24 protein-coding genes and 4 tRNA genes are annotated in these 25,097 nt (G+C 68.0%); 17 read left to right on the plus strand and 11 right to left on the minus strand.

Annotation, left to right across the window (positions count from 1 at the left end; genetic code table 11):
- Position 1: 1 nt before the first annotated feature.
- Positions 2-1,132 carry an alkaline phosphatase family protein gene (locus tag ASD65_RS02465; protein WP_056217946.1) on the plus strand — a complete coding sequence of 377 codons (1,131 nt, stop codon included), beginning with the start codon at positions 2-4 and terminating at the stop codon, positions 1,130-1,132.
- Between the two features lie 7 nt (positions 1,133-1,139).
- On the opposite strand, the gene sepH is transcribed toward ASD65_RS02465, so the two are convergent.
- Positions 1,140-2,204 carry a septation protein SepH gene (gene sepH, locus ASD65_RS02470; RefSeq protein ID WP_056217948.1) on the minus strand — a complete coding sequence of 355 codons (1,065 nt, stop codon included), beginning with the start codon at positions 2,202-2,204 and terminating at the stop codon, positions 1,140-1,142.
- 220 nt (positions 2,205-2,424) lie between these two features.
- On the opposite strand from sepH, the gene ASD65_RS02475 reads away from it, so the two are divergent.
- A complete protein-coding gene (locus ASD65_RS02475) occupies positions 2,425-2,718 on the plus strand; it encodes a DUF4193 domain-containing protein (protein WP_056217952.1) in 294 nt (97 codons plus the stop codon).
- On the opposite strand, the gene ASD65_RS02480 is transcribed toward ASD65_RS02475, so the two are convergent.
- The gene (locus tag ASD65_RS02480; protein WP_327041585.1) at positions 2,673-3,185 is read right to left on the minus strand and encodes a DUF3093 domain-containing protein; all 513 of its coding nucleotides are present in this window, start codon (positions 3,183-3,185) and stop codon (positions 2,673-2,675) included. The two genes, ASD65_RS02475 and ASD65_RS02480, sit on opposite strands and share 46 nt — an antisense overlap.
- Positions 3,186-3,203: 18 nt before the next feature.
- On the opposite strand from ASD65_RS02480, the gene dut reads away from it, so the two are divergent.
- From dut to dxs, 5 genes are all read left to right on the plus strand, one after another.
- The gene (dut, locus tag ASD65_RS02485) at positions 3,204-3,659 is read left to right on the plus strand and encodes a dUTP diphosphatase (RefSeq protein WP_056217959.1); all 456 of its coding nucleotides are present in this window, start codon (positions 3,204-3,206) and stop codon (positions 3,657-3,659) included.
- Complete coding sequence (locus ASD65_RS02490; protein ID WP_056217962.1) at positions 3,656-4,270, plus strand: DUF3710 domain-containing protein; 615 nt, start codon at positions 3,656-3,658, stop codon at positions 4,268-4,270. The genes dut and ASD65_RS02490 overlap by 4 nt, the downstream gene beginning before the upstream one ends.
- Positions 4,267-5,049, plus strand: coding sequence for a DUF3159 domain-containing protein (locus ASD65_RS02495; RefSeq protein WP_056217964.1), 783 nt, complete (start codon positions 4,267-4,269; stop codon positions 5,047-5,049). The genes ASD65_RS02490 and ASD65_RS02495 overlap by 4 nt, the downstream gene beginning before the upstream one ends.
- 137 nt (positions 5,050-5,186) lie before the next feature.
- Positions 5,187-8,021: an aconitate hydratase AcnA gene (gene acnA / locus ASD65_RS02500; protein ID WP_056217967.1), complete on the plus strand. Its 2,835-nt coding sequence runs from the start codon at positions 5,187-5,189 to the stop codon at positions 8,019-8,021.
- Positions 8,022-8,154: 133 nt separating this feature from the next.
- Positions 8,155-10,101 carry a 1-deoxy-D-xylulose-5-phosphate synthase gene (gene dxs, locus ASD65_RS02505; protein WP_056217971.1) on the plus strand — a complete coding sequence of 649 codons (1,947 nt, stop codon included), beginning with the start codon at positions 8,155-8,157 and terminating at the stop codon, positions 10,099-10,101.
- 6 nt (positions 10,102-10,107) lie between these two features.
- On the opposite strand, the gene ASD65_RS02510 is transcribed toward dxs, so the two are convergent.
- From ASD65_RS02510 to ASD65_RS19280, 6 genes are all read right to left on the minus strand, one after another.
- A complete protein-coding gene (locus ASD65_RS02510; RefSeq protein WP_056217973.1) occupies positions 10,108-10,698 on the minus strand; it encodes a hypothetical protein in 591 nt (196 codons plus the stop codon).
- On the minus strand, positions 10,695-11,372 hold the full coding sequence (locus ASD65_RS02515) for a TetR/AcrR family transcriptional regulator (protein ID WP_056217975.1): 678 nt from the start codon (positions 11,370-11,372) through the stop codon (positions 10,695-10,697). Before ASD65_RS02515 ends, ASD65_RS02510 begins: the two co-directional genes overlap by 4 nt.
- A 77-nt stretch (positions 11,373-11,449) precedes the next feature.
- Positions 11,450-13,591 carry a 3-hydroxyacyl-CoA dehydrogenase NAD-binding domain-containing protein gene (locus ASD65_RS02520; protein ID WP_056217978.1) on the minus strand — a complete coding sequence of 714 codons (2,142 nt, stop codon included), beginning with the start codon at positions 13,589-13,591 and terminating at the stop codon, positions 11,450-11,452.
- 10 nt (positions 13,592-13,601) lie between these two features.
- Positions 13,602-14,807, minus strand: coding sequence for a thiolase family protein (locus ASD65_RS02525; RefSeq protein ID WP_056217982.1), 1,206 nt, complete (start codon positions 14,805-14,807; stop codon positions 13,602-13,604).
- 72 nt (positions 14,808-14,879) lie between these two features.
- Positions 14,880-16,082, minus strand: a complete 1,203-nt coding sequence (locus tag ASD65_RS02530; protein ID WP_056217983.1) for a ribonuclease D — start codon at positions 16,080-16,082, stop codon at positions 14,880-14,882.
- Positions 16,075-16,644, minus strand: a complete 570-nt coding sequence (locus tag ASD65_RS19280) for a DUF3000 domain-containing protein (RefSeq protein ID WP_056217986.1) — start codon at positions 16,642-16,644, stop codon at positions 16,075-16,077. Before ASD65_RS19280 ends, ASD65_RS02530 begins: the two co-directional genes overlap by 8 nt.
- Before the next feature lie 46 nt (positions 16,645-16,690).
- Between ASD65_RS19280 and ASD65_RS02540 the strand changes: the two genes are divergently transcribed.
- Complete coding sequence (locus ASD65_RS02540) at positions 16,691-17,914, plus strand: alpha/beta hydrolase family protein (protein WP_056217989.1); 1,224 nt, start codon at positions 16,691-16,693, stop codon at positions 17,912-17,914.
- Between the two features lie 6 nt (positions 17,915-17,920).
- Here the strand turns inward: ASD65_RS02540 and ASD65_RS02545 are convergent, their stop codons facing one another.
- Positions 17,921-18,361: a SufE family protein gene (locus ASD65_RS02545; RefSeq protein ID WP_056224399.1), complete on the minus strand. Its 441-nt coding sequence runs from the start codon at positions 18,359-18,361 to the stop codon at positions 17,921-17,923.
- Between the two features lie 48 nt (positions 18,362-18,409).
- Complete coding sequence (locus ASD65_RS02550) at positions 18,410-19,315, minus strand: sulfurtransferase (RefSeq protein ID WP_056217991.1); 906 nt, start codon at positions 19,313-19,315, stop codon at positions 18,410-18,412.
- Positions 19,316-19,449: 134 nt separating this feature from the next.
- Between ASD65_RS02550 and zapE the strand changes: the two genes are divergently transcribed.
- From zapE to ASD65_RS02570, 4 genes are all read left to right on the plus strand, one after another.
- Positions 19,450-20,487, plus strand: a complete 1,038-nt coding sequence (zapE, locus tag ASD65_RS02555) for a cell division protein ZapE (RefSeq protein ID WP_056217994.1) — start codon at positions 19,450-19,452, stop codon at positions 20,485-20,487.
- Positions 20,488-20,683: 196 nt separating this feature from the next.
- Positions 20,684-21,910 carry an ammonium transporter gene (locus ASD65_RS02560; protein WP_056217995.1) on the plus strand — a complete coding sequence of 409 codons (1,227 nt, stop codon included), beginning with the start codon at positions 20,684-20,686 and terminating at the stop codon, positions 21,908-21,910.
- A 78-nt stretch (positions 21,911-21,988) separates the two neighbouring features.
- Positions 21,989-22,507, plus strand: coding sequence for a type II toxin-antitoxin system PemK/MazF family toxin (locus ASD65_RS02565; protein ID WP_056217998.1), 519 nt, complete (start codon positions 21,989-21,991; stop codon positions 22,505-22,507).
- Between the two features lie 25 nt (positions 22,508-22,532).
- Positions 22,533-23,042, plus strand: coding sequence for a hypothetical protein (locus ASD65_RS02570; protein ID WP_056218002.1), 510 nt, complete (start codon positions 22,533-22,535; stop codon positions 23,040-23,042).
- 18 nt (positions 23,043-23,060) lie between these two features.
- Here the strand turns inward: ASD65_RS02570 and ASD65_RS02575 are convergent.
- Positions 23,061-23,133: transfer RNA gene (locus ASD65_RS02575), tRNA-Val, on the minus strand.
- Positions 23,134-23,281: 148 nt separating this feature from the next.
- Here ASD65_RS02575 and ASD65_RS02580 point away from each other — a divergent pair.
- From ASD65_RS02580 to ASD65_RS02600, 5 genes are all read left to right on the plus strand, one after another.
- Positions 23,282-23,354: transfer RNA gene (locus ASD65_RS02580), tRNA-Gly, on the plus strand.
- Positions 23,355-23,409: 55 nt separating this feature from the next.
- A tRNA-Cys gene (locus tag ASD65_RS02585) sits at positions 23,410-23,483 on the plus strand.
- Positions 23,484-23,521: 38 nt separating this feature from the next.
- A tRNA-Val gene (locus tag ASD65_RS02590) sits at positions 23,522-23,593 on the plus strand.
- A 249-nt stretch (positions 23,594-23,842) separates the two neighbouring features.
- Complete coding sequence (locus ASD65_RS02595) at positions 23,843-24,139, plus strand: hypothetical protein (RefSeq protein ID WP_056218004.1); 297 nt, start codon at positions 23,843-23,845, stop codon at positions 24,137-24,139.
- Between the two features lie 66 nt (positions 24,140-24,205).
- On the plus strand, positions 24,206-24,886 hold the full coding sequence (locus tag ASD65_RS02600) for an HAD family hydrolase (protein WP_162248465.1): 681 nt from the start codon (positions 24,206-24,208) through the stop codon (positions 24,884-24,886).
- The last annotated feature ends 211 nt before the right edge of the window (positions 24,887-25,097 follow it).

Here is a 25,097-nt window from a genome sequence, read left to right on the forward strand (position 1 = left end):
GATGTCCCTCAGCCTACCCGCGGACCACCCACACGCCCGGAGCCTCACCGGTGTGCTCCCGCAGCTCCTGTCCTCCCTGCGGGGCGAATCCGACTGGTTCGCCCCGGCATCCAGCGCCATCGTCTTCGTCGTCGACGGCCTCGGTGCGCGCAATCTCGCGGTTCGCGCGGGTCATGCGCGATTCCTCGCCGCGGCCATGACGAAGAAGGACGTCGCCCGTACGGTGTTCCCGTCCACGACGGCGGCCGCGCTGACGAGTCTGCTGACCGGCACCTGGCCGGGGGAGCACGGCATCGTCGGCTACCGGGTGCGGGTGCCGGGCACGGACTCGGTTCCGAACCAGCTCAAGGGCTGGGAGACCGACCGTCTCTCGCCGACCACCTGGCAGCGTGCGCAGCCGCTGTTCGAACGCGAGTCCGATGCGGGGCGCCCGACGTTCGTCGTCTCGCGTGCCGAGTACGTCGGGTCGGGGTTCACCGAAGCCACCCTCCGCGGTGCACAGTTCGCGACCGCGGACGATGTGGGCGATCGCGCGCGGATCGCCGCGGACCTCGCGAACAGCAACCCGGGCAGTCTCGTGTACCTGTACGTGCCCGACCTGGACGGCCTCGGTCACAAGCTGGGCTGGGAGTCGGATGCGTGGGCGGCGGGCCTGGAGCGGGTCGACAGCGCCGCACGGACCCTGTCTACGGCCCTCGCACCGGGCGTCGGCGCGATCGTGACCGCCGATCACGGCATGGTCGATGTCCCCCGGCACCGGCACCTGCTGCTGTCGGAGGGATCGGAGCTGCTCGACGGCGTGCGCCTCATCGGCGGCGAACCGCGGATGCTGCATCTTTACGCCGAGGACGGCGCCGCCGAGCGGGTCGCCGAGGTGTGGCGCGCGTCGGAATCGTCACGTTCCTGGGTCATCACGCGCGATGAGGCGATCGCCGCCGGCCTGTTCGGCCCGGTCGTGGACATCGCCGTGCGCGATCGCATCGGAAACGTCCTGGTCGCGCCGCGTGCCGCCGTCGCGTACTACGACGACCGCCTGTTCGACAAGGCCGCCCAGAAGATGATCGGACAGCACGGCTCGCTCACCGACGAGGAGCGGACCGTTCCGCTCGTGCGCCTGGGAGCGTTCGCCTGAGAGCGGTCTAGTTCTCGTCCGTGCGGGCGCCGAACACGATCTCGTCCCACGACGGCATCGACGTGCGGCCCTTGCGCCGGCCCGCCGCCTCATTGGCGGCCGCTGTGCGCTCGATCTCGCTCTGCGCGGGTGCCTCGGGCTCGGTGTTCTCGCGCGGAGATTCGACGTAGCCCGGCTCGAGCGCGTCGAACAGTGCCACGGGTGACTGCGAACGCGCGGAGGGTGCGCTGGTCGTCGTCTCGATGCCCGGGAGCGGCTCGCGCTGGCCACGACGGCGCCGCAGCGCCTCGAGCAGGTCTGCGGTCTCTGCCGAGGTCACCGTCGTGTCGGGAGCACGCTTGATGGCCGCCTGCTGCACCGCGCGGGTGACGGGGGACGGCACGTCCGGAGTCTCCATGTCGGCTTCCGGGTCCGGCATACGTCGCGGTCCGAATGCGGCGCTGTCGAAACGTGACTCGTCCTTCGCGAGCGGCACCTCGAGGGCGCGCAGCCGGGGGATCAGCCCTTCCGGCAGCGATCCCTGACGCGAGAGCTGAATGGCGTCGGCGTTCTGGGGCGACAGCGTCGTGCGGCGCGGGTCGAAGCCCCAGCGCGCGTCGTGGTCGACCTCGTTCGCGGTGAACTCGAGCTTGACGACCCACCCGGTGGGCTCTTTCCAGCTCGTCCAGCGCTCACCGCTGGCACCGGCCTCGGCCAGCTTCGCGCGGACGGCCGCGCCGAAGGTCGGCAGGGCGTCCGGCTCGAGCTCCGCACCCAGCAGGACGGGGACGGACAGTGCCTGGCCGACGATGTGCTCGCGCTCGGCGATCACCGGCCCCTCGAAGCGAACGATGTCCTCGATGCGGGCATCGAGGAGCTTGGCGGTCTCCTCGGTCGAGAGCCCGGCGCGGATGTGCGCCTGGATCTCGCGGGGGCTGGGTCGACGGTGCGGGGCATCGCCTTCGTGCTCGCGACGTGCTCGGCGGAGCTCGCCGCGCAGCACGTCATCGATGGCGAGCGAAAATCGTTCGCCCGACTCGGTCGCGAGGACGAGCGCGTCGTCCTCGGTTCCGATGACTTTGAGCTGTTCCATGCGAAACGCCTCTCCGATCCGGCGGTGTGCTGGCCATGTTGTCACAGTGCGGCGCCGCGGCCGGGAATATCGCGGGCGTGCCGCGAGTTTCACGCTCGTGCCGGCCCCGGAATTCACTCGCGGTGAAAGTTGCATTTGCGAAAAGGCGTGGGGTCGTGCAAACTATGGCCGCCCGCAGGGGCAACGAACACAAGATTCTGGGAAGTAGAGACGCTAACGCATGGCCACGGATTACGACGCCCCCCGCAAGACCGAGGACGACAGTGAGTCGATTGAGGCCCTCAAGGAGCGTGTTCCCGACAAACTCTCAGGTTCGGTCGACGTCGAAGACGCCGACAACCCGTCCGGCTTCGAGCTGCCCGGCGCGGACCTGTCCGACCTCGAACTCGATGTCGTCGTCCTGCCCGCGCAGGAAGACGAATTCACGTGTGCGAACTGCTTCCTCGTGAAGCACCGTTCGCAGCTCGATCACGAAGGCTCCGACGGCCCGATCTGCACGGAGTGTGCAGCGTAGGACTGCTCGCGACGGATGGCCGCGACCAATCGGTCCGGCGTCCGCGAGGAGATGACCCAGGACGGCGTCGGATCGTCCGGGTCGGTGATCTGAATCACCGCGATACCGTCGATGCCCCCGCGCAGCATGTGCCACGAGCGGGGGTGGAGACCAGGACCGCGCGCCATCCGCGCGTCCTCACCGGTGTGCGTCTGAGCGTCACCGAGCCAGCGCACCTCGATGCGCGCGCGACCGACGCGCAGCCAGCCGTCGCGCACTTCGACGATGGGCGAACCCGCCACCATGAGCGCGACGATCGCGACGCCGACGACCGCGCCGATCACCAGCGCCAGGGTGGTGTCGATGCGCACGAACACGAGCGCGACCATCGGCGCCGCCACTGCGGCACTGATCATCAGCCAGAGCGACGGGCTCAGGCGTTCGCGGTACGTGACGCGCGATTCTCGTCGGATACTCCGCATTGCCATCTGCACTACCCTCATTGCGTGACCGAAACCGTGGATGTCCTCATTATCGCCCCCCAGGTTCCGGCCTACGCGCACCCCGGTGACGCGGGGGCGGACCTCGTCTCGGCCGAAGCGCTCCGCCTCGAACCCGGACAGCGCGCGTTGGTGGGAACCGGAGTGCGCATCGCGCTGCCCGACGGCTACGTCGCCTTCGTGGTTCCCCGCAGCGGTCTGGCCACCAAGCACGGCATCACGATCGTCAACTCGCCCGGCACAGTGGACGCGGGCTATCGCGGCGAGCTCAAGGTCACGCTGCTGAACACCGACACCACCGAGGCCTACGACATCGCGGTCGGCGATCGCATCGCCCAGCTCATCGTGATGCCGGTCTCGCGTGCACAGTTCATCCCGGTCGAGGAACTCCCGGAGAGTCTCCGCGGAGCGGGGGGCTTCGGCTCCACCGGGTACACCACCGATCGAGGAGTTCAAGCATGACCGACGCAACAACCCCCGACGAATCGGGCGCCGAGAGCGCGCCCGCACCGACGTCGCTCAACCGCGCCGCCGACGGACCGTTCGACGAGTCCGAGGCCAACCCGGTCCGCCCGTACATCGACCTCGGCGGCATCAAGATCCTCCCGCGCGAGGGGCTGAATCTCCGCCTCGAGGTCGAGGAGCAGACCAAGCGCATCGTCGCGGTGGGTCTCGACTACGCCGACTCCACGTTGCAGGTCCAGCCGTTCGCGGCGCCGCGAACGAGCGGACTGTGGGAGGAGACGCGCGAGCAGATCCGCGCCCAGATCCGCCAGCAGGGCGGCCGTGTCGAGGAGCGCGAAGGTCCGCTCGGACCGGAGCTGCTCGCCGAGGTACCCGTCATCGCCGGAGCGGACGGCGTCGCAGGCAAGCGCCTTGCCCGCTTCATCGGCGTCGACGGACCGCGCTGGTTCCTGCGCGGTGTGATCGGCGGCGCGGCGGCCAGCGACGTGGATGCCGCAGCCAAGGTCGAGGATCTCTTCCGCTCGATCGTGGTCGTGCGCGGCGGCACCCCGATGCCTCCCCGCGACCTGATCCCGCTGCGCATGCCGGCGACCCCGGGCGTGGCGTGAGCGATCCCGACACCCGCGATCCGGACGACCGCGCCGCCGGCAGTGGCGACGCGCCCGGCCTGACGCCGCCGGCACCCGAGGCATCCGCATCCGAGCTCCTCGGAGCCGCCCTCGGCGGTGCCGCCCGGCGCGCCGGACTCGACCCCTCCGAGGGCAAGTCCACCGGGCATGTGGTGTGGAAGGCGATGGGCGGCTGGCGCGGCATGCTCGAATCCGTCCTGCCCGGCCTGATCTTCATCGTCGTCTACACGGTCACCATCGATCCGGCGACCGGCGACGGAAACCTCTGGCTGTCGCTGGGGCTCTCGCTCGGGATCGCCGCGGTGTTCACCGTGGTGCGCCTGATCATGCGCCAGCCGGTCACGGCGGCGCTGAGCGGCCTGATCGCGGCGGGCGTCGCTGCAGGGTTCGCCGTGTTCACCGGCGAGGCGAGCAACAACTTCATCCCCGGGTTCGTCACCAACGTCATCTACGGCTCCGCGTTCCTGATCTCGGCGCTCATCGGGTGGTCGCTGATCGGCCTCGCTGTCGGGTTCCTGATGAACGAGGGCACCGCGTGGCGGCAGGACAAGCGCAAGAAGCGCGTGTTCTTCTGGCTCGCCATCGCCTGGGCGGGATTGTTCGCCGCGCGCCTGATCGTGCAGCTGCCGCTGTATTTCGCGGACAACGTCACCGCGCTCGGCACGTTGAAGCTCATCATGGGCCTGCCGCTGTTCGCGCCGCTCGTGGCAGTGACATGGCTCGCCGTGCGCGCGCTCTACCCGCCGACCCCAAAGTGATACATTTATCTTGACATCAAGATAAATTTCTCTCCCTTCGTGGTTAGGTGAACCTCACTAGCCGCCGCCGCAGATGGGGAGAAAGATAGGGATGCCGGGCCACACGCCCGTCCCCGCCGCCGACGAAGGAGACACACGTGTCCACGGTTGACAGCTTCGGTGCGAAGAGCACCCTGACGGTCGGCAGCACCGACTACGAGATCTTCCGGATCGAGACGGTCCCGGGCTACGAGAAGCTCCCGTTCAGCCTCAAGGTGCTGCTGGAGAACCTCCTTCGCACCGAGGACGGCGCGAACGTCACGAAGAAGCAGATCGAAGCACTCGGATCGTGGGATGCCGCGGCCGAGCCCGACACCGAGATCCAGTTCACGCCCGCTCGCGTCGTGATGCAGGACTTCACCGGTGTGCCCTGCATCGTCGACCTCGCCACCATGCGCGAGGCGGTCGAAGCCCTCGGGGGAGACCCCAAGAAGATCAACCCGCTCTCGCCCGCCGAGATGGTCATCGACCACTCCGTCATCGCCGACCTGTTCGGCAGCGAGAACGCCCTCGAGCGCAACGTCGAGATCGAGTACGAGCGCAACGGCGAGCGGTACCAGTTCCTGCGCTGGGGCCAGACGGCCTTCGACGACTTCAAGGTCGTCCCGCCGGGAACCGGCATCGTGCACCAGGTCAACATCGAGCACCTGGCGAAGGTCATCTACGACCGCAACGTCAACGGCGTGCTGCGCGCCTACCCCGACACGTGTGTCGGCACCGACTCGCACACGACCATGGTCAACGGCCTGGGCGTGCTCGGCTGGGGCGTCGGCGGCATCGAGGCCGAGGCCGCGATGCTCGGCCAGCCCGTGTCGATGCTCATCCCGCGCGTCGTCGGCTTCAAGCTGACCGGCGAGATCCCGGCCGGCGTGACCGCGACCGACGTCGTGCTGACGATCACCGAGCTGCTGCGCCAGCACGGCGTCGTCGGCAAGTTCGTCGAGTTCTACGGTGCCGGCGTCGGCTCGGTGCCGCTCGCGAACCGCGCCACGATCGGCAACATGAGCCCGGAGTTCGGCTCCACTGCCGCGATGTTCCCGATCGACGACGTCACGATCGACTACCTCCGGCTCACTGGGCGTCCGGAAGAGACCGTCGCCCTCGTCGAGGCCTACGCCAAGGCTCAGGGGCTATGGCACGACGCCGACAGCGAGCCCACGTTCAGCGAGTACATGGAGCTCGACCTGTCCACGGTCGTGCCCTCGATCGCCGGACCGAAGCGCCCGCAGGACCGCATCCTCCTCTCGGAGGCGAAGCAGCAGTTCGGCCAGGACATCCTGAACTACGCCTCGGCTACCACGAGCGACGACATCGTCGACCTCGAGTCGAAGCACTCGTTCCCGGCCTCCGACCCCGGTCAGGTTCCGGGGGATGAGAAGGCGACCACGCGTCCGGTGCACATCAACTCGGGCAACCACGCGGCCTGGTCCAAGCCGGTCCAGGTGACCACGCCGGACGGCGAGGTCTACATGCTGGACAACGGCGCAGTCACGCTCGCGGCGATCACGTCCTGCACCAACACGTCCAACCCGTCGGTCATGATCGCGGCGGGCCTGCTCGCCAAGAAGGCCGTCGACAAGGGCCTGAAGCGCAAGCCATGGGTCAAGACGACGCTCGGCCCCGGCTCGAAGGTCGTCACCGACTACTACGAGAAGTCCGGCCTGGACAAGGCTCTCGAGGGCCTCGACTTCTTCACCGTCGGCTACGGCTGCACCATCTGCATCGGCAACTCGGGTCCGCTCATCGAAGAGGTGTCCGCCGCCGTAAACGACCACGACCTGGCCGTGACCGCAGTGCTCTCGGGCAACCGCAACTTCGAGGGCCGCATCAGCCCCGACGTGAAGATGAACTACCTCGCGTCGCCGCCGCTCGTGGTCGCGTACGCCCTCGCCGGGTCGATGAACTTCGACTTCGAGACCGACGCCCTCGGCAAGGACCTCGATGGCAACGACGTGTTCCTCCAGGACATCTGGCCCTCGCCGGAAGAGGTCCAGGACGTCATCGACCACTCGATCTCGCGCGAGCAGTTCATCAAGCAGTACGCCACCGTGTTCGACGGTGACGAGCGCTGGACGAGCCTGCCGACCCCGACCGGTCCGGTCTTCGAATGGGATGCCGACTCGACGTACGTCCGCAAGGCGCCGTACTTCGACGGCATGTCGATGGATCTCACTCCTGTCACGGACATCACCGGTGCACGCGTCATGGCGACGCTGGGCGATTCGGTCACCACCGACCACATCAGCCCGGCCGGCAACATCAAGGCGGGCACCCCCGCCGCGCAGTACCTGATGGACCACGGCGTCAGGCAGAAGGACTTCAATTCCTACGGCTCGCGCCGTGGAAACCACGAGGTCATGATCCGCGGCACGTTCGCGAACATCCGCCTGAAGAACGTGCTGGTGTCGGCGGTCAACGACGGCGCTGTCGTCGAGGGCGGCTACACCCGCGACTTCACGAAGGAGGGCGGCCCGCAGTCGTTCATCTTCGACGCGTGCGAGAACTACCAGGCACAGGGCACCCCGCTCGTCGTCTTCGGCGGCAAGGAGTACGGCTCCGGCTCGTCGCGCGACTGGGCGGCCAAGGGCACGAGCCTGCTGGGCGTCAAGGCTGTCATCACCGAGAGCTTCGAGCGGATCCACCGCTCGAACCTCATCGGCATGGGCGTCGTGCCGCTGCAGTTCCCCGCCGGTCAGAGCTGGGAGTCGCTCGGCCTCGACGGCACCGAGATCGTCTCGATCACGGGCCTGGAGCAGCTGAACGAGGGCGTCACGCCCAAGACGGTCAAGGTCACGGCCACCCCGAGCGAGTTCTCCGCACCGGGCAAGGAAACGGTCGAGTTCGACGCGGTCGTCCGCATCGACACGCCCGGTGAGGCCGACTACTACCGCAACGGTGGCATCCTGCAGTACGTGCTGCGTTCGCTCGTCTGAGTGACCGAATGGCCCCGGATGCCTGCATCCGGGGCCATTCGCATGTCTGCGGACAGAGAATCACAGCCTGACCGTCGAGGCGACGTGCAGGCTCGGTGGATAGAATCGGAACACGACCGGGAAGGGAGCGCGGATGACCCGGCTGACGTCGATCACAGGTCCTCGCGACCTCGATTCGCTCACCGTCGACGAGCTCCAGGAGCTGGCGGGAGAGATCCGCGAGTTCCTCATCGAGAACGTGGCGCGCACGGGGGGACACCTCGGGCCGAACCTCGGCGTGGTCGAGCTGACGCTCGCCATGCACCGCGTCTTCGACTCGCCGAACGACCCGTTCATCTTCGACACGGGCCACCAGTCGTACGTCCACAAGCTGCTCACCGGCCGCCAGGACTTCTCCGAACTGCGTTCCCGCGGGGGCCTCGCGGGCTATCCGCAGCGTTCCGAGAGCGCCCATGACGTCGTCGAGTCCTCGCACGCCTCCAGCTCGCTGAGCTGGGCCGATGGCGTGTCAAGGGCCCTGACCCGCACGGGCCGCAAGGATCGCCATGTCGTCGCCGTGGTCGGCGATGGCGCCCTCACCGGCGGCATGACCTGGGAAGCCCTGAACAACATCTCGGACGACAACGATCGCAACCTGGTGATCATCGTCAACGACAACGGCCGCTCGTACGCGCCGACGATCGGCGGGATGGCGCGCTACCTCAACCGGGTGCGCACCGCCGAGACGTACCGCAACCTGCACCGCGGCTCCGAGGGCCTCTCGCGCAAGCTGGGGCCGGCGGCGCGCGCGATGTATCGCGGTCTGCGCGGCGGCACGCACGGGTTCCTGTCGCGGTTCACGAACAACGCGGCGCTGTACTCGAACCTCGACATCAAGTACCTCGGCCCGATCGACGGCCACGATCTGCCCACCCTGATCGAGACTCTCGAGCTCGCCAAGGAGTACGGCGCGCCCGTCATCGTGCACACGATCACGGAGAAGGGTCGTGGCTATCAGCCCGCCCTCGACGACGAGGCCGACCAGTTCCACGCGGTGGGTCACATCGACCCCGTCACGGGAGAGGCGATCGGCGGCTCGAGCAGCACCGGCTGGACCGACGTGTTCGCGTCCGAGCTGCGCGCGATCGGCGAGGAGCGCGAGGATATCGTCGCGATCACCGCCGCGATGCTCCGCCCCACCGGACTGCTTCCGTTCGCCCAGCAGTTCCCCGATCGCGTCTACGACGTCGGCATCGCCGAGCAGCACGCCGTCGCCTCCGCCGCGGGCCTCGCCTTCGGTGGGCTTCATCCCGTCGTCGCGATGTACGCGACGTTCATGAACCGGGCGTTCGACCAGGTCCTCATGGATGTCGCGCTGCACGATGCCGGCGTCACGTTCGTGCTGGATCGCGCGGGCGTCACCGGGCCCGACGGCCCCAGTCATCACGGCATCTGGGACCTCGCGATGCTGCAGCTCGTGCCGCACATCCGCATTGCGGTCCCGCGCGACGCTGAGCGCCTCCAGGAAGAGCTGCGTGAGGCTGTCGCGGTCGATGACGCGCCCACCGTCATCCGCTTCCCCAAGGGCGGTGTGAGCGCGCCGCTGCCCGCCATCGAACGACTGACCGACGGCGTGGACGTGCTCGTCCGCGACGGTGCCGAGGATGTTCTCATCGTCGGCATCGGGCCGTTCGCCCACCTCGCCGTCGAGGTGGCCACACGTCTGCGCGCGCAGGGCATCGGTGCCACCGTCGTCGACCCCCGGTGGGTCATCCCGGTGCAGCCGTCGATCATCGAGCTCGCGGCATCCCATCGGCTGGTCATCACTCTGGAGGACGGCATCCGCGTCGGCGGTATCGGCACGCGCGTGCGGCAGGTACTGCGCGAAGCCGGCGTCGACACCGCGGTGGATGAGCTGGGCGTGCCCGATGAGTTCATCGCGCACGCGACGCGCGAGCAGATCCTGGATGACGCGGGCCTGACCGCGGCCAAGATCGCGCACGACGTCGTGGCCCAGGTGCTCGGCACCCGTATCCCGGTGGCGCGCCCCGCGACGAGCGAGATCACCCTCCCGGAGTTCTCCCACCGCCACGAGGCGTAGGACTCGCTACAGGGAGTCCTCGTACGCGGCGTCCGGGTCGATTCGACGTGGCTTGGCAGGCGGCGGAGGCGGCGGATTTTCGGTGCGGCGGATCCGTCGCAGGTTACGCCACCACCCGAGCGGGACGGCGACCACCGCGGGCATGGCGATGATGAGCCCCAGGAAGCTCGCGGGGGCGAGGAAAGTGCCCCATGCCGTGGCAGAGAGCAGCAGGAATGCGGTGGTTGCCACCACTGTGCCGAGCACGGTGTAGGCGAGCAGGTGGATGCCGATCAGTGGCTCGCGCTGCAGTCCCCGCCCGATCAGCCATGCCAGCGGCAGTCCGATCAGCATGACCACGAAGGAGATGCAGCCACCGAAGAAGCCTGCCATGAACAGCACGAGTGGCAAGGCGAGCAGACTCTGGGGGAACGTGGTGCGATCGAACGCCGTGAAGCTCGCGACGATCATGGTGACCGTGAGTGCCACCAGCAGGAGGATGACGTAGGTCACCCAGACGCACAAACCCCCAGCGGTGAGCTCGTCCCTGGTGAACGCCATCGGCTCGTCTTCGGTCCGGGGCGACACGGTCGCCTCGCTCGCTTCCAGTGTGCTCATGCTCTCACCTCCGCGACCAGGTCGAGCAGGCCGCGCAAGGGGCCGCGCAGCAGAGGAAGGCGCGTGAGCGGCAATGACAGCCGCAGGAGGGCGAGCCCACGATCGAGCAGGCTGTACGTGCGGGCCTGACCGGGAGACTTGTCGTAGACCCAGAACAGCGCGAGCAGCAGGTGTCCGAGGAAGAGCGCTCCGGGCAGGCGCTCCTCGAACTCATCGGGCAGCCCGTTCTTCGCGCCGGTGACAGCCTCGGTGAACAGGCCTTCGACGATGCTGCGGGCTGCGGTGGAGTCCTCCGAGAGCGGGTTGATCGGGGAGCGGGGCGACACGGCCGCGGACAGGAATCCCGGTGCGAACTCGTGGAACGGCGCGAGGCCGTCGATGCCGGTGCGGTAGACGATGCGCAGGCGTTCGATGAGATCGCTTTCGCCTGCCAGGAGAGGTTCGGCAGCTGCCCGGTGCGCCTGCTGCACATCGAGGTACAGCTCCTGGACCAAGTGGTTCTTGGTGGGGAAGTGGTAGTGGGTCGTCCCGACCGACACGCCCGCTTCCTCGGCGATCAGTCGGATCGTCGTTTCCTCGTAGCCGCGCTCACGGAACGAACGGACGGCGATGGCGCTGAGCAGCGCCCGGGTCCGCTCGCTCTTCGACGATGGTTTCGCATCGGAACTGAACATGTTCAGAAGATACCACGGGGGCGGTGAACGAAGAGGGGCGGATGCCGCAGCATCCGCCCCTCTCATGTGCTCCGCGCTCAGCGCGAGGCGACACCCAGGATCTTGGGGTGATGGAACGTGTCGTTGAAGACCCGCTCGGACGCGCCCTCGCGGTCGAGGTAGGGGGAGGCCCCACCGTCGATGAAGGGCCAGCCGGCGCCGAGGATCAGGCAGAGGTCGATGTCCTCGACCTCGGGGACCACGCCCTCGTCGAGCATGATCTTGATCTCCTGCGCGAGTCCGTCCTGCACGCGCTGCAGGATGGTGGCTTCGCTCGCCGGGGTGCTGCCCGCGACGAGGACCTTCTGTGCCGCCTTGGTCCAGCCGGTGACCTTGCCGTGCTTGTCCTTCTCGACGACCTCCGGCAGCTCGGCGAGCTGGTGGAAGTTCTCCGATGCGAAGAACCGCTCGGGGAACGCGTGCGCCATCGTGTCCTGCACGTGCGCGGCGACCTTCCAGCCGACCAGGTCGATGAGCTGGAACGGCGTCATCGGCAGGCCGAGGGGTGCGAACGCCTTCTCCACGGTCAGCAGCGGGGTGCCCTCGTAGACGGCACGCGCCGCTTCGCCCATGACCTTGGCCAGCAGGCGGTTCACGACGAAGCCGGGCGCATCCGCGGTCAGGACCGCGTTCTTGCCCAGGCCCTTGGCCACCACGAACGCCGTCGACAGCGCAGCCTCGTTCGTCTGCGGGGTCTTCACGATCTCGATCAGCGGCATGACCGCGACCGGGTTGAAGAAGTGGAAGCCGACCAGACGCTCGGGGTGAGCCAGGTGGGCGCCGATCTCCTCGACCGACAGCGACGAGGTGTTCGTCGCGAGGATCGCGTCCTCGGCGATGATCGGCTCGATCTCCGCGAAGACCTGCTGCTTGACGCCGACCTCTTCGAACACGGCCTCGATGACGAAGTCGCAGTCCGCGTACTCGGACTTGTCGGTCGTGCCGTGCACGAGCGCGCGGAGCTTGTTGGCCTGGTCGCCGTCCAGGCGGCCCTTGGCCTCGAGCTTGCCGATCTCGTCGCGGATGTACGCGAGGCCCTTGTCCACGCGCGCCTGGTCGAGGTCGGTGATGAGCACGGGCACCTGCAGGCGACGCACGAACAGCAGCGCGAACTGGCTGGCCATCAGGCCCGCACCGATGATGCCGACCTTCGTCACGCGCTTGGCCAGTGCCTTGTCGGGTGCGCCGACCGGGCGCTTCGCGCGCTTCTGCACGAGATCGAACGCGTACATGGATGCCGCGAACTGGTCGCCGACCACGAGCTCGGACAGCGCTTCGTCCTCACGGGCGAAACCGTCGGCCTTGGTGCCGCTCTTGGCCGCGTCGAGCAGGTCGAGCGCGGCGTAGGGCGACTTCGGCACAGATCCGATGCGGCTCTCGAGCATGCCGCGGGCCATCTTGATCGCGATGGGCCACTTGGTGAGCCGCTCGATCTTGCCGGGCTCGTTCTTGCGGACGACCTTGATCGCGCCGTCGAGCACGCCGTCGGCCCACTTCAGCGAGCTCTCCAGGTACGTCGAAGCCGGGAAGATGGCGTCCATGATCCCGTAGTCGAACGCCTGCTGCGGCTTGAGCATGCGGTTCTGCTTGAGCGGGTTGGACACCACGACCTCGAGCGCGTTCTCGATGCCGATGAGGTTCGGCAGCAAGTACGCGCCGCCCCATCCGGGGATGATGCCGAGGAAGACCTCGGGCAGCGCGATCGCGGCTGCCGAGGCATCCACCGTGCGGTACGTCGAGTTCAGGGCGATCTCGAGTCCGCCGCCGAGTGCGAGGCCGTTCACGAACGCGAACGAGGGCACGCCGAGCTCGGAGAGCTTGCCGAGCACCTGGTGGCCGCGCTGTGCGATCTTGCGGGCGATGTCCTGGGAGGGCACCTTCGAGATATCGGAGAGGTCGGCTCCGGCCGCGAGGATGTACTGCTTCCCCGTGATGCCGACCGCGTGGATCTCGCCGGCGGCCGCCCGGGTCTTGAGACCGTCGAGGGTCTCACCGAGCTCCTTGAGGGTCGCCGGGCCGAGCGTGTTCGGTCGGTTGTGATCGCGTCCGTTGTCGAGCGTGATCAGAGCGAGCACCTTGCCGGAGGCGAGGCGGATGTCGCGCACGGGGGAGTGCGTCACCACTTCTCCCTCGGTGAGGGCGTCGAGCGCGGAGAAGTCGATGTCGTCGTAGTTCGTCATCCGGGTCGTCCTACTTCTTCTTGCCGTTGTAGTGCGGATTCTCCCAGATCACGGAGCCGCCCTGCCCGAGGCCCACGCACATCGCGGTGAGGCCGTAGCGCACGTCGGGGCGCTCCTTGAACTGCGCTGCGAGCTGGATCATCAGACGCACGCCGGATGCCGCCAGCGGGTGTCCGAGCGCGAGCGCGCCGCCCCACTGGTTCACGCGCGGGTCGTCGTCGGCGATGCCGAAGTGATCCAGCAGCGAGATCACCTGAATGGCGAAGGCCTCATTGAGCTCGAAGAGCCCGATGTCCTTGATCGTCAGACCGGCCTTCTTCAGCGCCTTCTCCGTGGAGGGGATCGGGCCGATGCCCATGACCTCGGGCTGGACGCCGGCGAAGGCGAAGGAGACGAGCTTCATCTTCGGCTCGAGACCGAATTCCTTGACGGCACCGCCGCCGGCCAGCAGGCTGACGGTCGCGCCGTCGGTCAGCGGCGAGGAGGTACCGGCGGTCACGCGACCGTGCGGGCGGAATGGGGTCTTCAGCGCGGCCAGACCTTCCATCGTGGTCTGGGGGCGGCGTCCTTCGTCCTCGGTCGCGAGGCCCCAGGCGCCATCCGCGCCCTTGACGGCGACGGACACGAGGTCGGGCTGGAACTTGCCCGCGTCGTACGCGGCCTGCGCCTTGTGCTGGCTCAGCATGCCGAACCGGTCGGCGCGCTCCTTCGTCAGCTCGGGGAACCGGTCGTGCAGCCGCTCGGCCGTCATGCCCATGTTCAGCGCGTCGGCGCTCACGAGCTTCTCGGTCACGAACCGCGGGTTCGGATCGATGTTGCTGCCGTCGAGCGGGTGGCGGCCCATGTGCTCGACGCCGCCCGCGAGGGCGAAGTCGTACATGCCGATGCCGATCGCGCCCGCCATGGTCGTGACGCTGGTCATCGCACCCGCGCACATGCGGTCGATCGCGAAGCCGGGGACGGTCTGCGGCAATCCGGAGAGGATGGCCACCGAGCGTCCGAGGGTGAGGCCCTGATCGCCGGTCTGCGACGTCGCGGCCAGCGCGAAGTCGTCGATGCGGTCGGCGGGGACCTTCGGGTTGCGCTCCATCAGACCGATGGTCGCCTTGACCGCCAGGTCGTCGGATCGGGTGTTCCAGTACTGGCCTTTTTCGCCGGCACGCCCGAAGGGCGTACGCATTCCATCGACGAAGAAGACGTCCGAGATCTCGGCCACTCTGCCTCCAAAAATAGGGATGACACCAGCCTAGATTCGCGTGGGAGCGGCCGGGAATCGGTTGGGGTGAACCTACGAAGCCTCTTCCGCCGTCGTCGGAGGGGTTTGCACGGATCCCACAAAGGCATCAGCGATCAGCTGTGCAGTTTCTGCAATCTGCCAGCGACGAGCGCCCAGATCCGCCAACGCGTCGCCGATGGTCTCTGCCGAAATCTCGGCGGGCGGCGCCCACGCGACGCGACGCAGCAGCTCGGGGGTGAGCAGATTCTCCGTCGGCATGTTCATGGTCTCGGCATGCGCCTCCACCACGGGGCGTGCCGCCTTGAGCCGGGCATCCGCAGCGGGGTTGCGATCGACCCATGCCCGGGGCGGGGGGATGCTCTCGCCACTGCCCGGAGCGCGCTCAGGAGGCAGCTCGCTCGAGGCGCGGCCCGCTTCGATGGCGGCCCACCAGCGGTCCAGCTGAGTGCGACTCGCGCGACCGTTGAACTCCTTGATACGGGCCAGATCGGCCTTGGACTGCGGATCCGCCTGCACGGCGGCCACCAGCGCGCGGTCGGGGACGAGTCGGCCGGGGGAGACGTCCTGCTCCCGGGCGTACTCCTCGCGAGCGGTCCAGAGTGCACGGGCGATCGCGAGCGACCGGCGGCCACGGACGGTGTGCAGGCCGCTCAGCCGGCGCCACGGGTCCTCGCGCGGCGGGCGGGGCTCACGCACGCGCACAGCCTCGAACTCCTCGGCGGCGAGTTCGGTCTTGCCCTGCTCGGCGAGTTCCTCGACGAGGACGTCGCGCACGTCGATGAGGTGCTCGACATCGAGTGCCGCGTATTCCAGCCACGACTGGGGGAGCGGCCGGGTCGACCAGTCCGACGCCGAGTGCTCCTTGGCGAGGGTGATGCCGAGCGTGTCCTCGACCACTGCGCCGAGCCCGACGCGCTCGTGGCCGAGCAGACGCGCTGCCAGCTCCGTGTCGAAGATCGTCGTGGGGACGAGGTCGAGTTCGCGGAGCGACGGGAGATCCTGACTTGCCGCGTGCAGCACCCACTCGACATCCCCGACGGCGCGCTGCAAGGCGCTGACATCCCCGATGGCGGGCGGGTCGAACAGGAAGACGCCCGCGCCGCGCCGGAACATCTGGATCAGATAGGCACGCTGCGAGTAGCGGAATCCGGATGCCCGTTCCACGTCCACCGCCACGGGACCCGTCCCTGCGGCGAGCGCGCGGGCGGCTTCCTCGAGGGATGCGGCATCCTCGATGACGATGTAATCAACCACGCGGTGACCTTCGCGCTCCAAGCACGGCGATCCCTTCAGATCCGGGCGGGAGACCCGCCAGCATGCAGACGAGTTCGGCCCAGGCTTCGACGTGCGGCACGATGCTGCCCGAGGGGGACCAGGAGGCCCGCAACTCGATCTGTGCACCGTCGCCCTCGTCGGCCAGCGAGCCGAATCCTTTGGACAGAGTTTTCGTGGCTGTGCCCGACACCGAGTGATAGAGCGCGCCGCGCGAGTCCAGGGCATCCATCAGCCAGGACCACGCGACATCCGCCAACAGGGGATCGGTGCCGATCTCGGACTCGAGCGGGGCCTGCGCGAAGCACACGATCCGCCACGCCCCCTCCCACTGCGCGGGCTCTTCCGCGTCGTGCAGGAGGATGAACCGGCCCGATCCGTACGGAGAGTCGATGCCCTCCACCTCCGGGCGGATGTCGCCGGCGAGAGCGAGCGTGTCCGGGGCGAGCCCGGTCGGCGCAGGAATCTCGCGCACGACGATGTCATCGCGGAACGCCGTGTTCCGCACCTCGTGCTCCGCACGCGCGAAAGTCAGAGGAGTCATCGGTCGACGATGCTCAGCCACGTCGACAGACTAGGCTGATGCCTCGATGCTCGCCCCCAGGCGCGCCGCAGGACGCGGCGCCACTCCCGTTGCAATAGCCGGCATAAAGGCCGCGCTCACCGTGCTCAGCACTGCTCTGGTCGCGGTGCTGGCCGTGCTCGGATTCGCGTCGCTGAAGATCGCCCGACGCGTCGTCACCCCCGCGGTGCGCGAAGCAGACACCCGCATCCTCGGACTCGACACCGCCGCGCAGACGATCACTCTGGCGCGCTCCGCCGACACCGAGCTCCCGGGGCGCTACGGCCTGTTCACCAGCGGCACCGAGCAGTACGTCAAGCTCGGATCGGTGCTCGCCGAAGACGGCAAGAGCGTGAAGCGAAAGCTGCTCACCCACATCGCGGAGGGCTCTACGCTCGCACCCCAGGCTGCCTTCAGCGGCTGGTACTTCTCCCGCCCCGAAGAACTGCATCTGCCGTTCACGTCCGAGTTGATCGGCTCGACAGTCGGACCGTGTCCCGCCTGGCTGTTCCCGGCCCCCGAGGAGACGGACGTCTGGGTCATCCAGGTCCATGGGCGCGGCACCACCCGCTCCGAGTGCCTGCGCGCGGTCCCGGTGTTCCACGACCTGGGCATCACGTCGCTGGTGGTCTCCTACCGCAACGACGGCGAAGCGCCGCGCAGTCGCGCCGGCACCTACGCGCTCGGCGCGACGGAATGGCGCGATGTCGATGCTGCCGTCGGCTTCGCCCGCCGCCGGGGCGCCCGCCGGGTCATCCTGATGGGCTGGTCGATGGGCGGCGCGATCACGCTGCAGCTCGATCTCAACTCGCCGCACCGCGACATGATCGTCGGTCTCGTGCTGGATTCGCCGGTCGTGGACTGGCGCGTCGTGCTGGACTACCAGGCCAAGCAGCTGCACCTGCCACGTCCCGTGACGGGCCTGGCGATGGGCGCTCTGGACTCCGAGTGGGCCGGCACGGTGACCGGCGTCGGCGGACGCATTCCCTTCGACCGCCTGGATGTGGTGGCGCGCGCGGCCGAGCTGCAGCATCCGATCCTCATCCTGCACAGCGACGACGATGGATTCGTGCCGTCGGATGCCTCGCACGCGCTACTGCGGGAGCGCCCCGACCTCGTCGAGCTCGAAGTGTTCGACGTGGCGCGGCACACCAAGCTGTGGAACTACGACCAGGAGCGGTGGAACTCCCGCATCCGCACGTGGGTGGCCGCACACGGCCTCGCCCCGGAGCGCACTGCTGCCGAAGGCTGAGCGGACTCAGACGGCGAGCTTGGCGCGCACCTGGCGTTTGGCGCGCATCAGCATGCCGGTCATGCCGGCGATGCGCATCGGGGAGACCGCGCGCGTGAGCCCGATGCTCTGCGGGTAGTCGTCGGGGATCGCGAGGACCTCGTCGGCCGTCAGTCCGCTGATGCCCTGGACCAGGATGCTGGCGAACCCGCGGGTGGTCGGAGCCTCCATCGGTGCGGTCGCGTGCATCGCGACGATGCCCTCCGCGTCGACCTCGACGATGATGTACACCGGCGACTGGCACTCCACGACGCGCTCCTGCAGCTCCGGATGCCCCTCGTACTCGGCGGGCACCGCGGGCAGCTCGTACGCGAACTCCAGCAGCAGCTGCAGCCGGTCGGCCTCCGGCAGCTCGAGGAAGTCCGCACGGATCTCGGCGAGCGTGTCGGGAAGAGTCGTCTCAGTCATCCCGACCATTCTCCCACGACCGCGTCGACCGCAGCCTGGATGGCGCTGCTATCGGCCCGTGGGCACCGCGCCCGGCTCGGTGCCCGTGACGATCGGCACGCGCACGGCGCTGCCCCATTCGGTCCAGGAGCCGTCGTAGTTGCGGACGTTCTCGAAGCCGAGCAGGTGCTGCAGCACGAACCAGGTGTGGCTGGAGCGCTCACCGATGCGGCAGTAGGCGACGATCTGGTCGCCGTCGCGCAGTCCGGCGCCGTCGCGGTAGATGGCGTCCAGCTCGGCGCGCGGCTTGAAGCCGCCGTCCTCGGCCACCGCACGGGCCCATGGCACGCTCTGCGCCGAGGGGATGTGCCCGGCGCGCAGTGCGCCCTCTTCGGGGTAGGCGGGAGCGGTCGTGCGCTCACCGGAGTACTCCTCGGGCGAGCGCACGTCGATCAGGGGATTGCCCAGGTGCGCGAGCACGTCGTCTTTGTACGCGCGCAGCACGGAGTCGTCGCGCTCGATGACCGGGTAATCGGTCGGCGTCACGGGCGTGGCATCCGTCGTCAGCGGACGGCCCTCGGCGATCCACTTGTCGCGTCCGCCGTCCAGCAGGCGCACGTCTTCGTGACCGAAGAGCGAGAAGACCCACAGGGCGTAGGCGGCCCACCAGTTGTTCTTGTCGCCGTAGATGACGACCGTGTCGTCGCGGGAGATGCCCTTCCGGCTGAGCAGCTCGGCGAAGCCCGCGCCGTCGACGTAGTCGCGCACGACCGGGTCGTTCAGCTCGGTGTGCCAGTCGACCTTGACCGCGCCCGGAATGTGGCCGGTCTCGTAAAGCAGGACGTCCTCATCGGATTCGACGACGACGAGTCCGGGCTGGCCGAGACGATCCTGCAGCCACTGTCCGGTGACCAGGCGACCCGGTTCGGCGTAGTCGGCGAACTTGGCGGATGAGGTGTCGAATTCGACGCTCACGGGCGCTCCTCTGGTCTTGCCCCGGAATCAGGACACGGATCACGACGGCGTAGGGTGGACACCGTCCCCTCCAGCCTAGATTCTGCGGGCGGGCCCCACTCCCTTTCCGTAAGACACCGACACAGGATGCCGCTATGACCTCGACCTCGGTACGCTCCGGGATCGTCCACATCGGCGATCTCCTCCCACAGGTGTCCGGCGCCGAGATGGTCGCCGCACTCGTTCCGCCGCCGCAGTTCGACGGGGCGACGTTCGAGTCGTACCGCGTCGACTCCGCCTATCCGTCGCAGCAGGAGGCGAAGGAGACGCTGATGGCGTTCGCCGGGGCCTCTGCCGCACCGACGCGCGGTGGCGGGCTGTTCCGCCGGGCGAAGAAGACTCCCGAGCTCAAGCCCGGCGTGTACCTGGACGGCGGGTTCGGCGTGGGCAAGACCCACCTCCTGGCCTCGATCTACCACGCGATGCCGGCGCGACGGAAGTACTTCGGCTCGTTCATCGAGTACACGGCCCTGGTCGGCGCGCTCGGCTACCAGAAGACGGTCGAGCTGTTCCGCGGGTCGGACCTCATCTGCATCGACGAGTTCGAGCTGGACGACCCGGGCGACACGATGGTCATGACCCGGCTGCTCGGCGAGCTGGTCGCCTCCGGCACCCGCCTGGCCGCGACATCCAACACCCCGCCCAACGCCCTCGGCGAGGGCCGGTTCGCCGCGCAGGACTTCCTCCGCGAGATCCACGCGATGAGCGCCAGCTTCGAGACGATCCGCATCGACGGCACGGACTACCGCCAGCGTGCGATCGACGGGCACGCCGCCGTGCTGACCGACGCCGAGTACGAGCGTGTGCTCTCGGAAGCCGCGACCACCGCGGTTGTGTCCGACGACGCCTTCCTCACCCTCGTCGAGCACCTCGCGAAGGTGCACCCGAGCCGCTACATCCGCTTGATCGAGGGCCTTGCCGTCATCGGCATCCGCGACGTGGTGCAGCTGGAGGACCAGTCCTCGGCGCTGCGCTTCGTGGCATTCATCGACCGTGCCTACGACGAGCAGATTCCGCTGCGTTCGACCGGCGTCTCGCTGGACCAGGTCTTCGGCGACGAGATGCTCTCCGGCGGATACCGCAAGAAGTACCTCCGCGCCATCTCGCGATTGGTCGCCCTCACACACGAGTGATGGAGCGAATCCACGCTCACTCCCCGGCATCCGGAAACGTGATGTTTACCCGGGACGCCTCGACGTAACCGGAGCGAAACACGACCTGCACGCCGCCGGTAATCCTCAGTCGCGAGACTGGCCTCGCCCGAACAAGCCGCCACCCGAGTCGCGGCATCACGGGGTCTAGTCACACGACACATGGATGAGGATTCTCATGGACAGCGGAAATCTCGCCTGGTCCGTCACAGCGACGGCTCTGGTTCTACTTATGACGCCGGGAGTGGCGTTCTTCTATGGCGGCCTCGTCAAGGCGAAGAGCGTCGTCAGCATGATGATGATGAGCTTCGGTGCGCTCGGGCTCGTCAGCGTTCTGTGGATCCTGTACGGATTCAACATGAGCGCGGTCGACAGCACGTGGGCGTTCGCCGGCAACCCGTTCTCTGACTTCGGCCTGGCCAACGCCGACAACGACACGCTCGTCGGCGCCACCTTCGGCGCCACCTTCGCGATCATCACCGTCGCCCTGATCTCCGGCGCCATCGCGGACCGCGCGAAGTTCGGCTCCTGGATGATCTTCGCGTTCGTGTGGTCGACGCTCGTCTACTTCCCCGTCGCGGCGTGGGTCTGGGGCGGCGGCTGGATCATGAGCCTGGGCGAGACCTTCGGCTTCTCGACCAACGTCATCGACTACGCCGGTGGCACCGCGGTGCACATCAACGCCGGTGCGGCGGCCCTGGCGCTCGCGCTGGTGCTCGGCAAGCGCATCGGCTTCCAGAAGGGCATCCAGAAGCCCCACAACGTGCCGCTGGTGATGCTCGGTGCGGCGCTGCTGTGGTTCGGTTGGTTCGGCTTCAACGCCGGCGCTGAGGGCACCTTCGGCCTACTGGGCACCGAGGACTCCTCGGTCGGCCTCATCATCGTCAACACGCTGGGTGCCACGGCTGCCGCCATCATCGGCTGGCTCGTCGTCGAGAAGCTCAAGGACGGCAAGGCCACGTCGGTCGGCGCCGCCACGGGTGCCGTCGCGGGCCTGGTCGCCATCACCCCGGCCTGCGCCAACCTGACGCCCGGCTGGGCCTTGCTGCTCGGTGTCGTCGCCGGTGTCGTCTGCGCCCTCGCGGTGGAGCTGAAGTGGAAGCTCGGCTTCGACGACTCGCTCGACGTCGTCGGCGTCCACCTGGTCGGTGGTCTCATCGGAACGCTCTACCTCGGCTTCTTCGCCACCGAGACCGGCCTGTTCGTCGGCGGCAACGCGGAGCAGCTCATCCTCCAGGCGATCGCCGCCTTCGGCGTCCTGATCTACTCCTTCGTCCTGGCCTACGCCATCGGCTTCGCGATCGAGAAGACGATCGGATTCCGCATCAAGAACGAGGACGAGATCGCCGGTGTCGACACCGTCGTCCACGGCGAAGAGGGCTACCTCCTCGCCGAGCGGGTCTGACGACTCGCATTCCACCCCACAGGGGCGTCACGGGAAACCGTGGCGCCCCTGTGGCGTGTGCGAGGTTAGTGTGACCCTGTGGCACAGACCTCCTCCTTCCTCGGCTTCGTGTCCCGGCTGTTCGGTTCGAAGCCCCGCGCGACGACGACGGTCGCGCCCGTGCACGCGCCGGGCCATGATGCCGGGACGGCGACGATCGAGATCGCCCCGCCCGGCCGGAACGGCGTCACGATCACCTACGCGCCCGACAAAGACGGTGACCCGGATGCGGGGGAGATCGTGTGGACGTGGGTGCCCTACGCCGAGAACGACGGCCGCGGCAAGGACCGCCCGGTGCTGGTCATCGGTCGCGAGTCGGCCGAACGCGTCTTCGCGGTCCGTCTGACCAGCAAGGCGCACGACGGCGACCGCGACTTCCTGTCGATCGGCTCCGGTCCCTGGGACGTGCAGGGGCGACCGTCGTGGATCGACATCGAACAGGTTTACAGCGTGCACGTCGACGGCCTGCGGCGCGAGGCATCCGCTCTGGATCTGGACCGCTTCGTGCGCGTCGCGGACGCGCTGCACAAGCGCTACGGGTGGGCCGTCGGGCGCTGAGCCCCCTGACGCCGATGGAATCTCAATGCCGGCACCGGTGATCCTGGTCGAGGGCGACAGCGATCGCGTGGCGGTCGAGACGCTCGCTGAACGGCTCGGGATGCCCGCACCGCGGGTCGTGGCGGTCGGCGGCTCCAAAGGTGCTCAGCGCGCCGTACGCGCACTGCCAGGGTTGCGCCTGCTCGGGCTGGTGGATCGCGCCGAACGCGGGGACTTCGCGCGGGTCCTCGACGAGGTGTTCGTCTGCGACCCCGATCTGGAGGCCGAGTTCGTGCGTGCGCTCGGACTGAAGGCCGTCGAGGCGCTGATCGATGGAGAATCCGAACTCGAATCGTTCCGCCGACTCCAGCAGCAACCCGCTCAACGCGGTCGTGCCCCGGAGCAGCAGCTCGCACGATTCTTCGGCGGTCGCAGTGGTAACAAACTTCGTTACGCGCGCCTCATGGCGGCTGCGGTCCGATTGGATCGGATACCGGCACCGCTCGCCGCGCTGCTCGCGGCCACGGAGGAACGGGAAAACCCCGGGATCTCGTGATTTCCCGGGGTTCTGCGGTGGGCGATGCGGGACTCGAACCCACGACCTCTTCCGTGTGAAGGAAGCGCGCTACCAACTGCGCCAATCGCCCAATGGCCCGTGGGCCGGTTACCGATATTACCGGATGGAACTGGATGCCACGAACCAGGGTGGCGCGACACGCTCGGGCGTCCGCTGGTTTTGCACGTGGCCCAGGATCGGCTAAAGTCATTCAAGTGCCCGGAGCGATTCGGGAACATGCGGATGTAGCGCAGTTGGTAGCGCACAACCTTGCCAAGGTTGGGGTCGCGAGTTCGAGTCTCGTCATCCGCTCGAGTGCAGTATGTCTTCTCGGAGACATGAAAGCACGTGGGTTCCAAACACACGTGGTGGCGTGGCCGAGCGGCTAGGCACCGGCCTGCAAAGCCGTTTACACGGGTTCGAATCCCGTCGCCACCTCCACTCCCGACTTAGGTTGGAAAAGTGAATAGCCCTTACGGGCGCGATTGGCGCAGCGGTAGCGCGCTTCCCTGACACGGAAGAGGTCACTGGTTCGATCCCAGTATCGCGCACAGACAAAACCCCCGGAATTCCGGGGGTTTTCTGCGTTTGTGGCCAGCAATCCCGCATATCTCGCCCGCTGGAACCGAGTTGGATCGAGACGGCGTGTTCAGTTTCGCCGAGGGTGTCCCCGGCGCCTGATATCTTGACGCTCGTGGCATCCCCCCCGATGGTTCCATGCGCTGGCAGCGCTGTGCGTTGCCGGTTTGCTGGCGTCGTGCAGCGCGACGCCGCCGCATCGGGAAGCAGCCGCACCGGCCATGAACGGCGGGGTCGCGGCGGCCGGGGTGCTCGGTGTGGACGAGGACGGGTTCATCGCGCAGATGAGGATACACGCGCCACGGCTGCTCGAGGAGCGCACGACGACCGTGCTCATCGACGACGGCTACGGCTACTGCGTGGCATTGGATGCCGGCGGGAACATCGTCAATCTCAGTCTCGACTACGAGACGGCTCACCCCGGTTTCGAGGATGAGACGGGCGCGCACGCTCTGCTGTCGGTGAAGTTCCTCTGCCCAGACCACATCACGACGATCGATGACCAGTTGCCTGACTGAGCCGGCTGCGTGCTGTTCGGCGAATCGGATCGTCGCCAGATGTGCGGGACCCGTAGCATCACACTTGTGACGGAGATTCGCGCGGTCGGATTCGATCTCGATGGAACGCTCTTCGACCATCTGGGATCGGCCACCGATGGAGTGAACGTGTTCCTTCGGTATCTGGGGGTCGAGCCGTCGGACGCCGTGCGGGCGGTCTGGTTCGCGGCTGAGGAGACCGGCTTCGAGCGGTGGCGGACCGGTCAGATCAGTTTCCAGGAGCAGCGCCGGTATCGACTCGAGACGGTTCTGCCTGCTCTCGGCGTCGCACTCCCGGACGGTGCCGACGATCTCGATCGGCTCTTCGAGGAGTACCTGCGCGAGTATCGCGGGGCGTGGCGGGCATTCTCGGATGCCGCGCGAGTGCTCACCGAGCTTCGCAGCAGAGGCGTGCAGGTGGGAATTCTGACCAATGGCCGTCAAGGACAGCAAGTCGCGAAGCTGCGGGCGATCGGGTTATACGAGCAGATCGACTTCGTCCTCACCGCGGAGGCGCTGGGCGTGTGGAAGCCGGACCGCAGTGCTTTCGACGCGCTGGCCGGGCAGTTCGGAGCGGCTCCAGACGAGTGCCTGTTCGTCGGCGACCACCCCGAGCAGGACATCGCCGGTGCACTCGCGGCCGGGATGAGCGCCGTCCTCATCGATCACTACGCGGACGACACAGCGGGGCTGGAGCCCGTCCTCGACTACCTCGGCGTGGCGCGCTGAGCGGGGAGGCCCACCTGCCGACCAAGGCTGGAGAGCGCAGCCAGAGGGATGCCGGAACCCCGGCGCGCTTGCTAGGCTCCACGGTGTCCGTGCGAGCGAAGTGGAGGTGGTCCCCGTGAACGAATCGACGTGGGTGCTCCTTCCTGGAGTCACGGTCGGACGGTAGGTCGTCCGGGAGCGCCCCTCACAGAGCACTCCCGAAAGGCACGAC

Origin of the sequence: Microbacterium sp. Root61 (genome assembly GCF_001427525.1) — a bacterium.
Classification (GTDB): Bacteria; Actinomycetota; Actinomycetes; order Actinomycetales; family Microbacteriaceae; genus Microbacterium.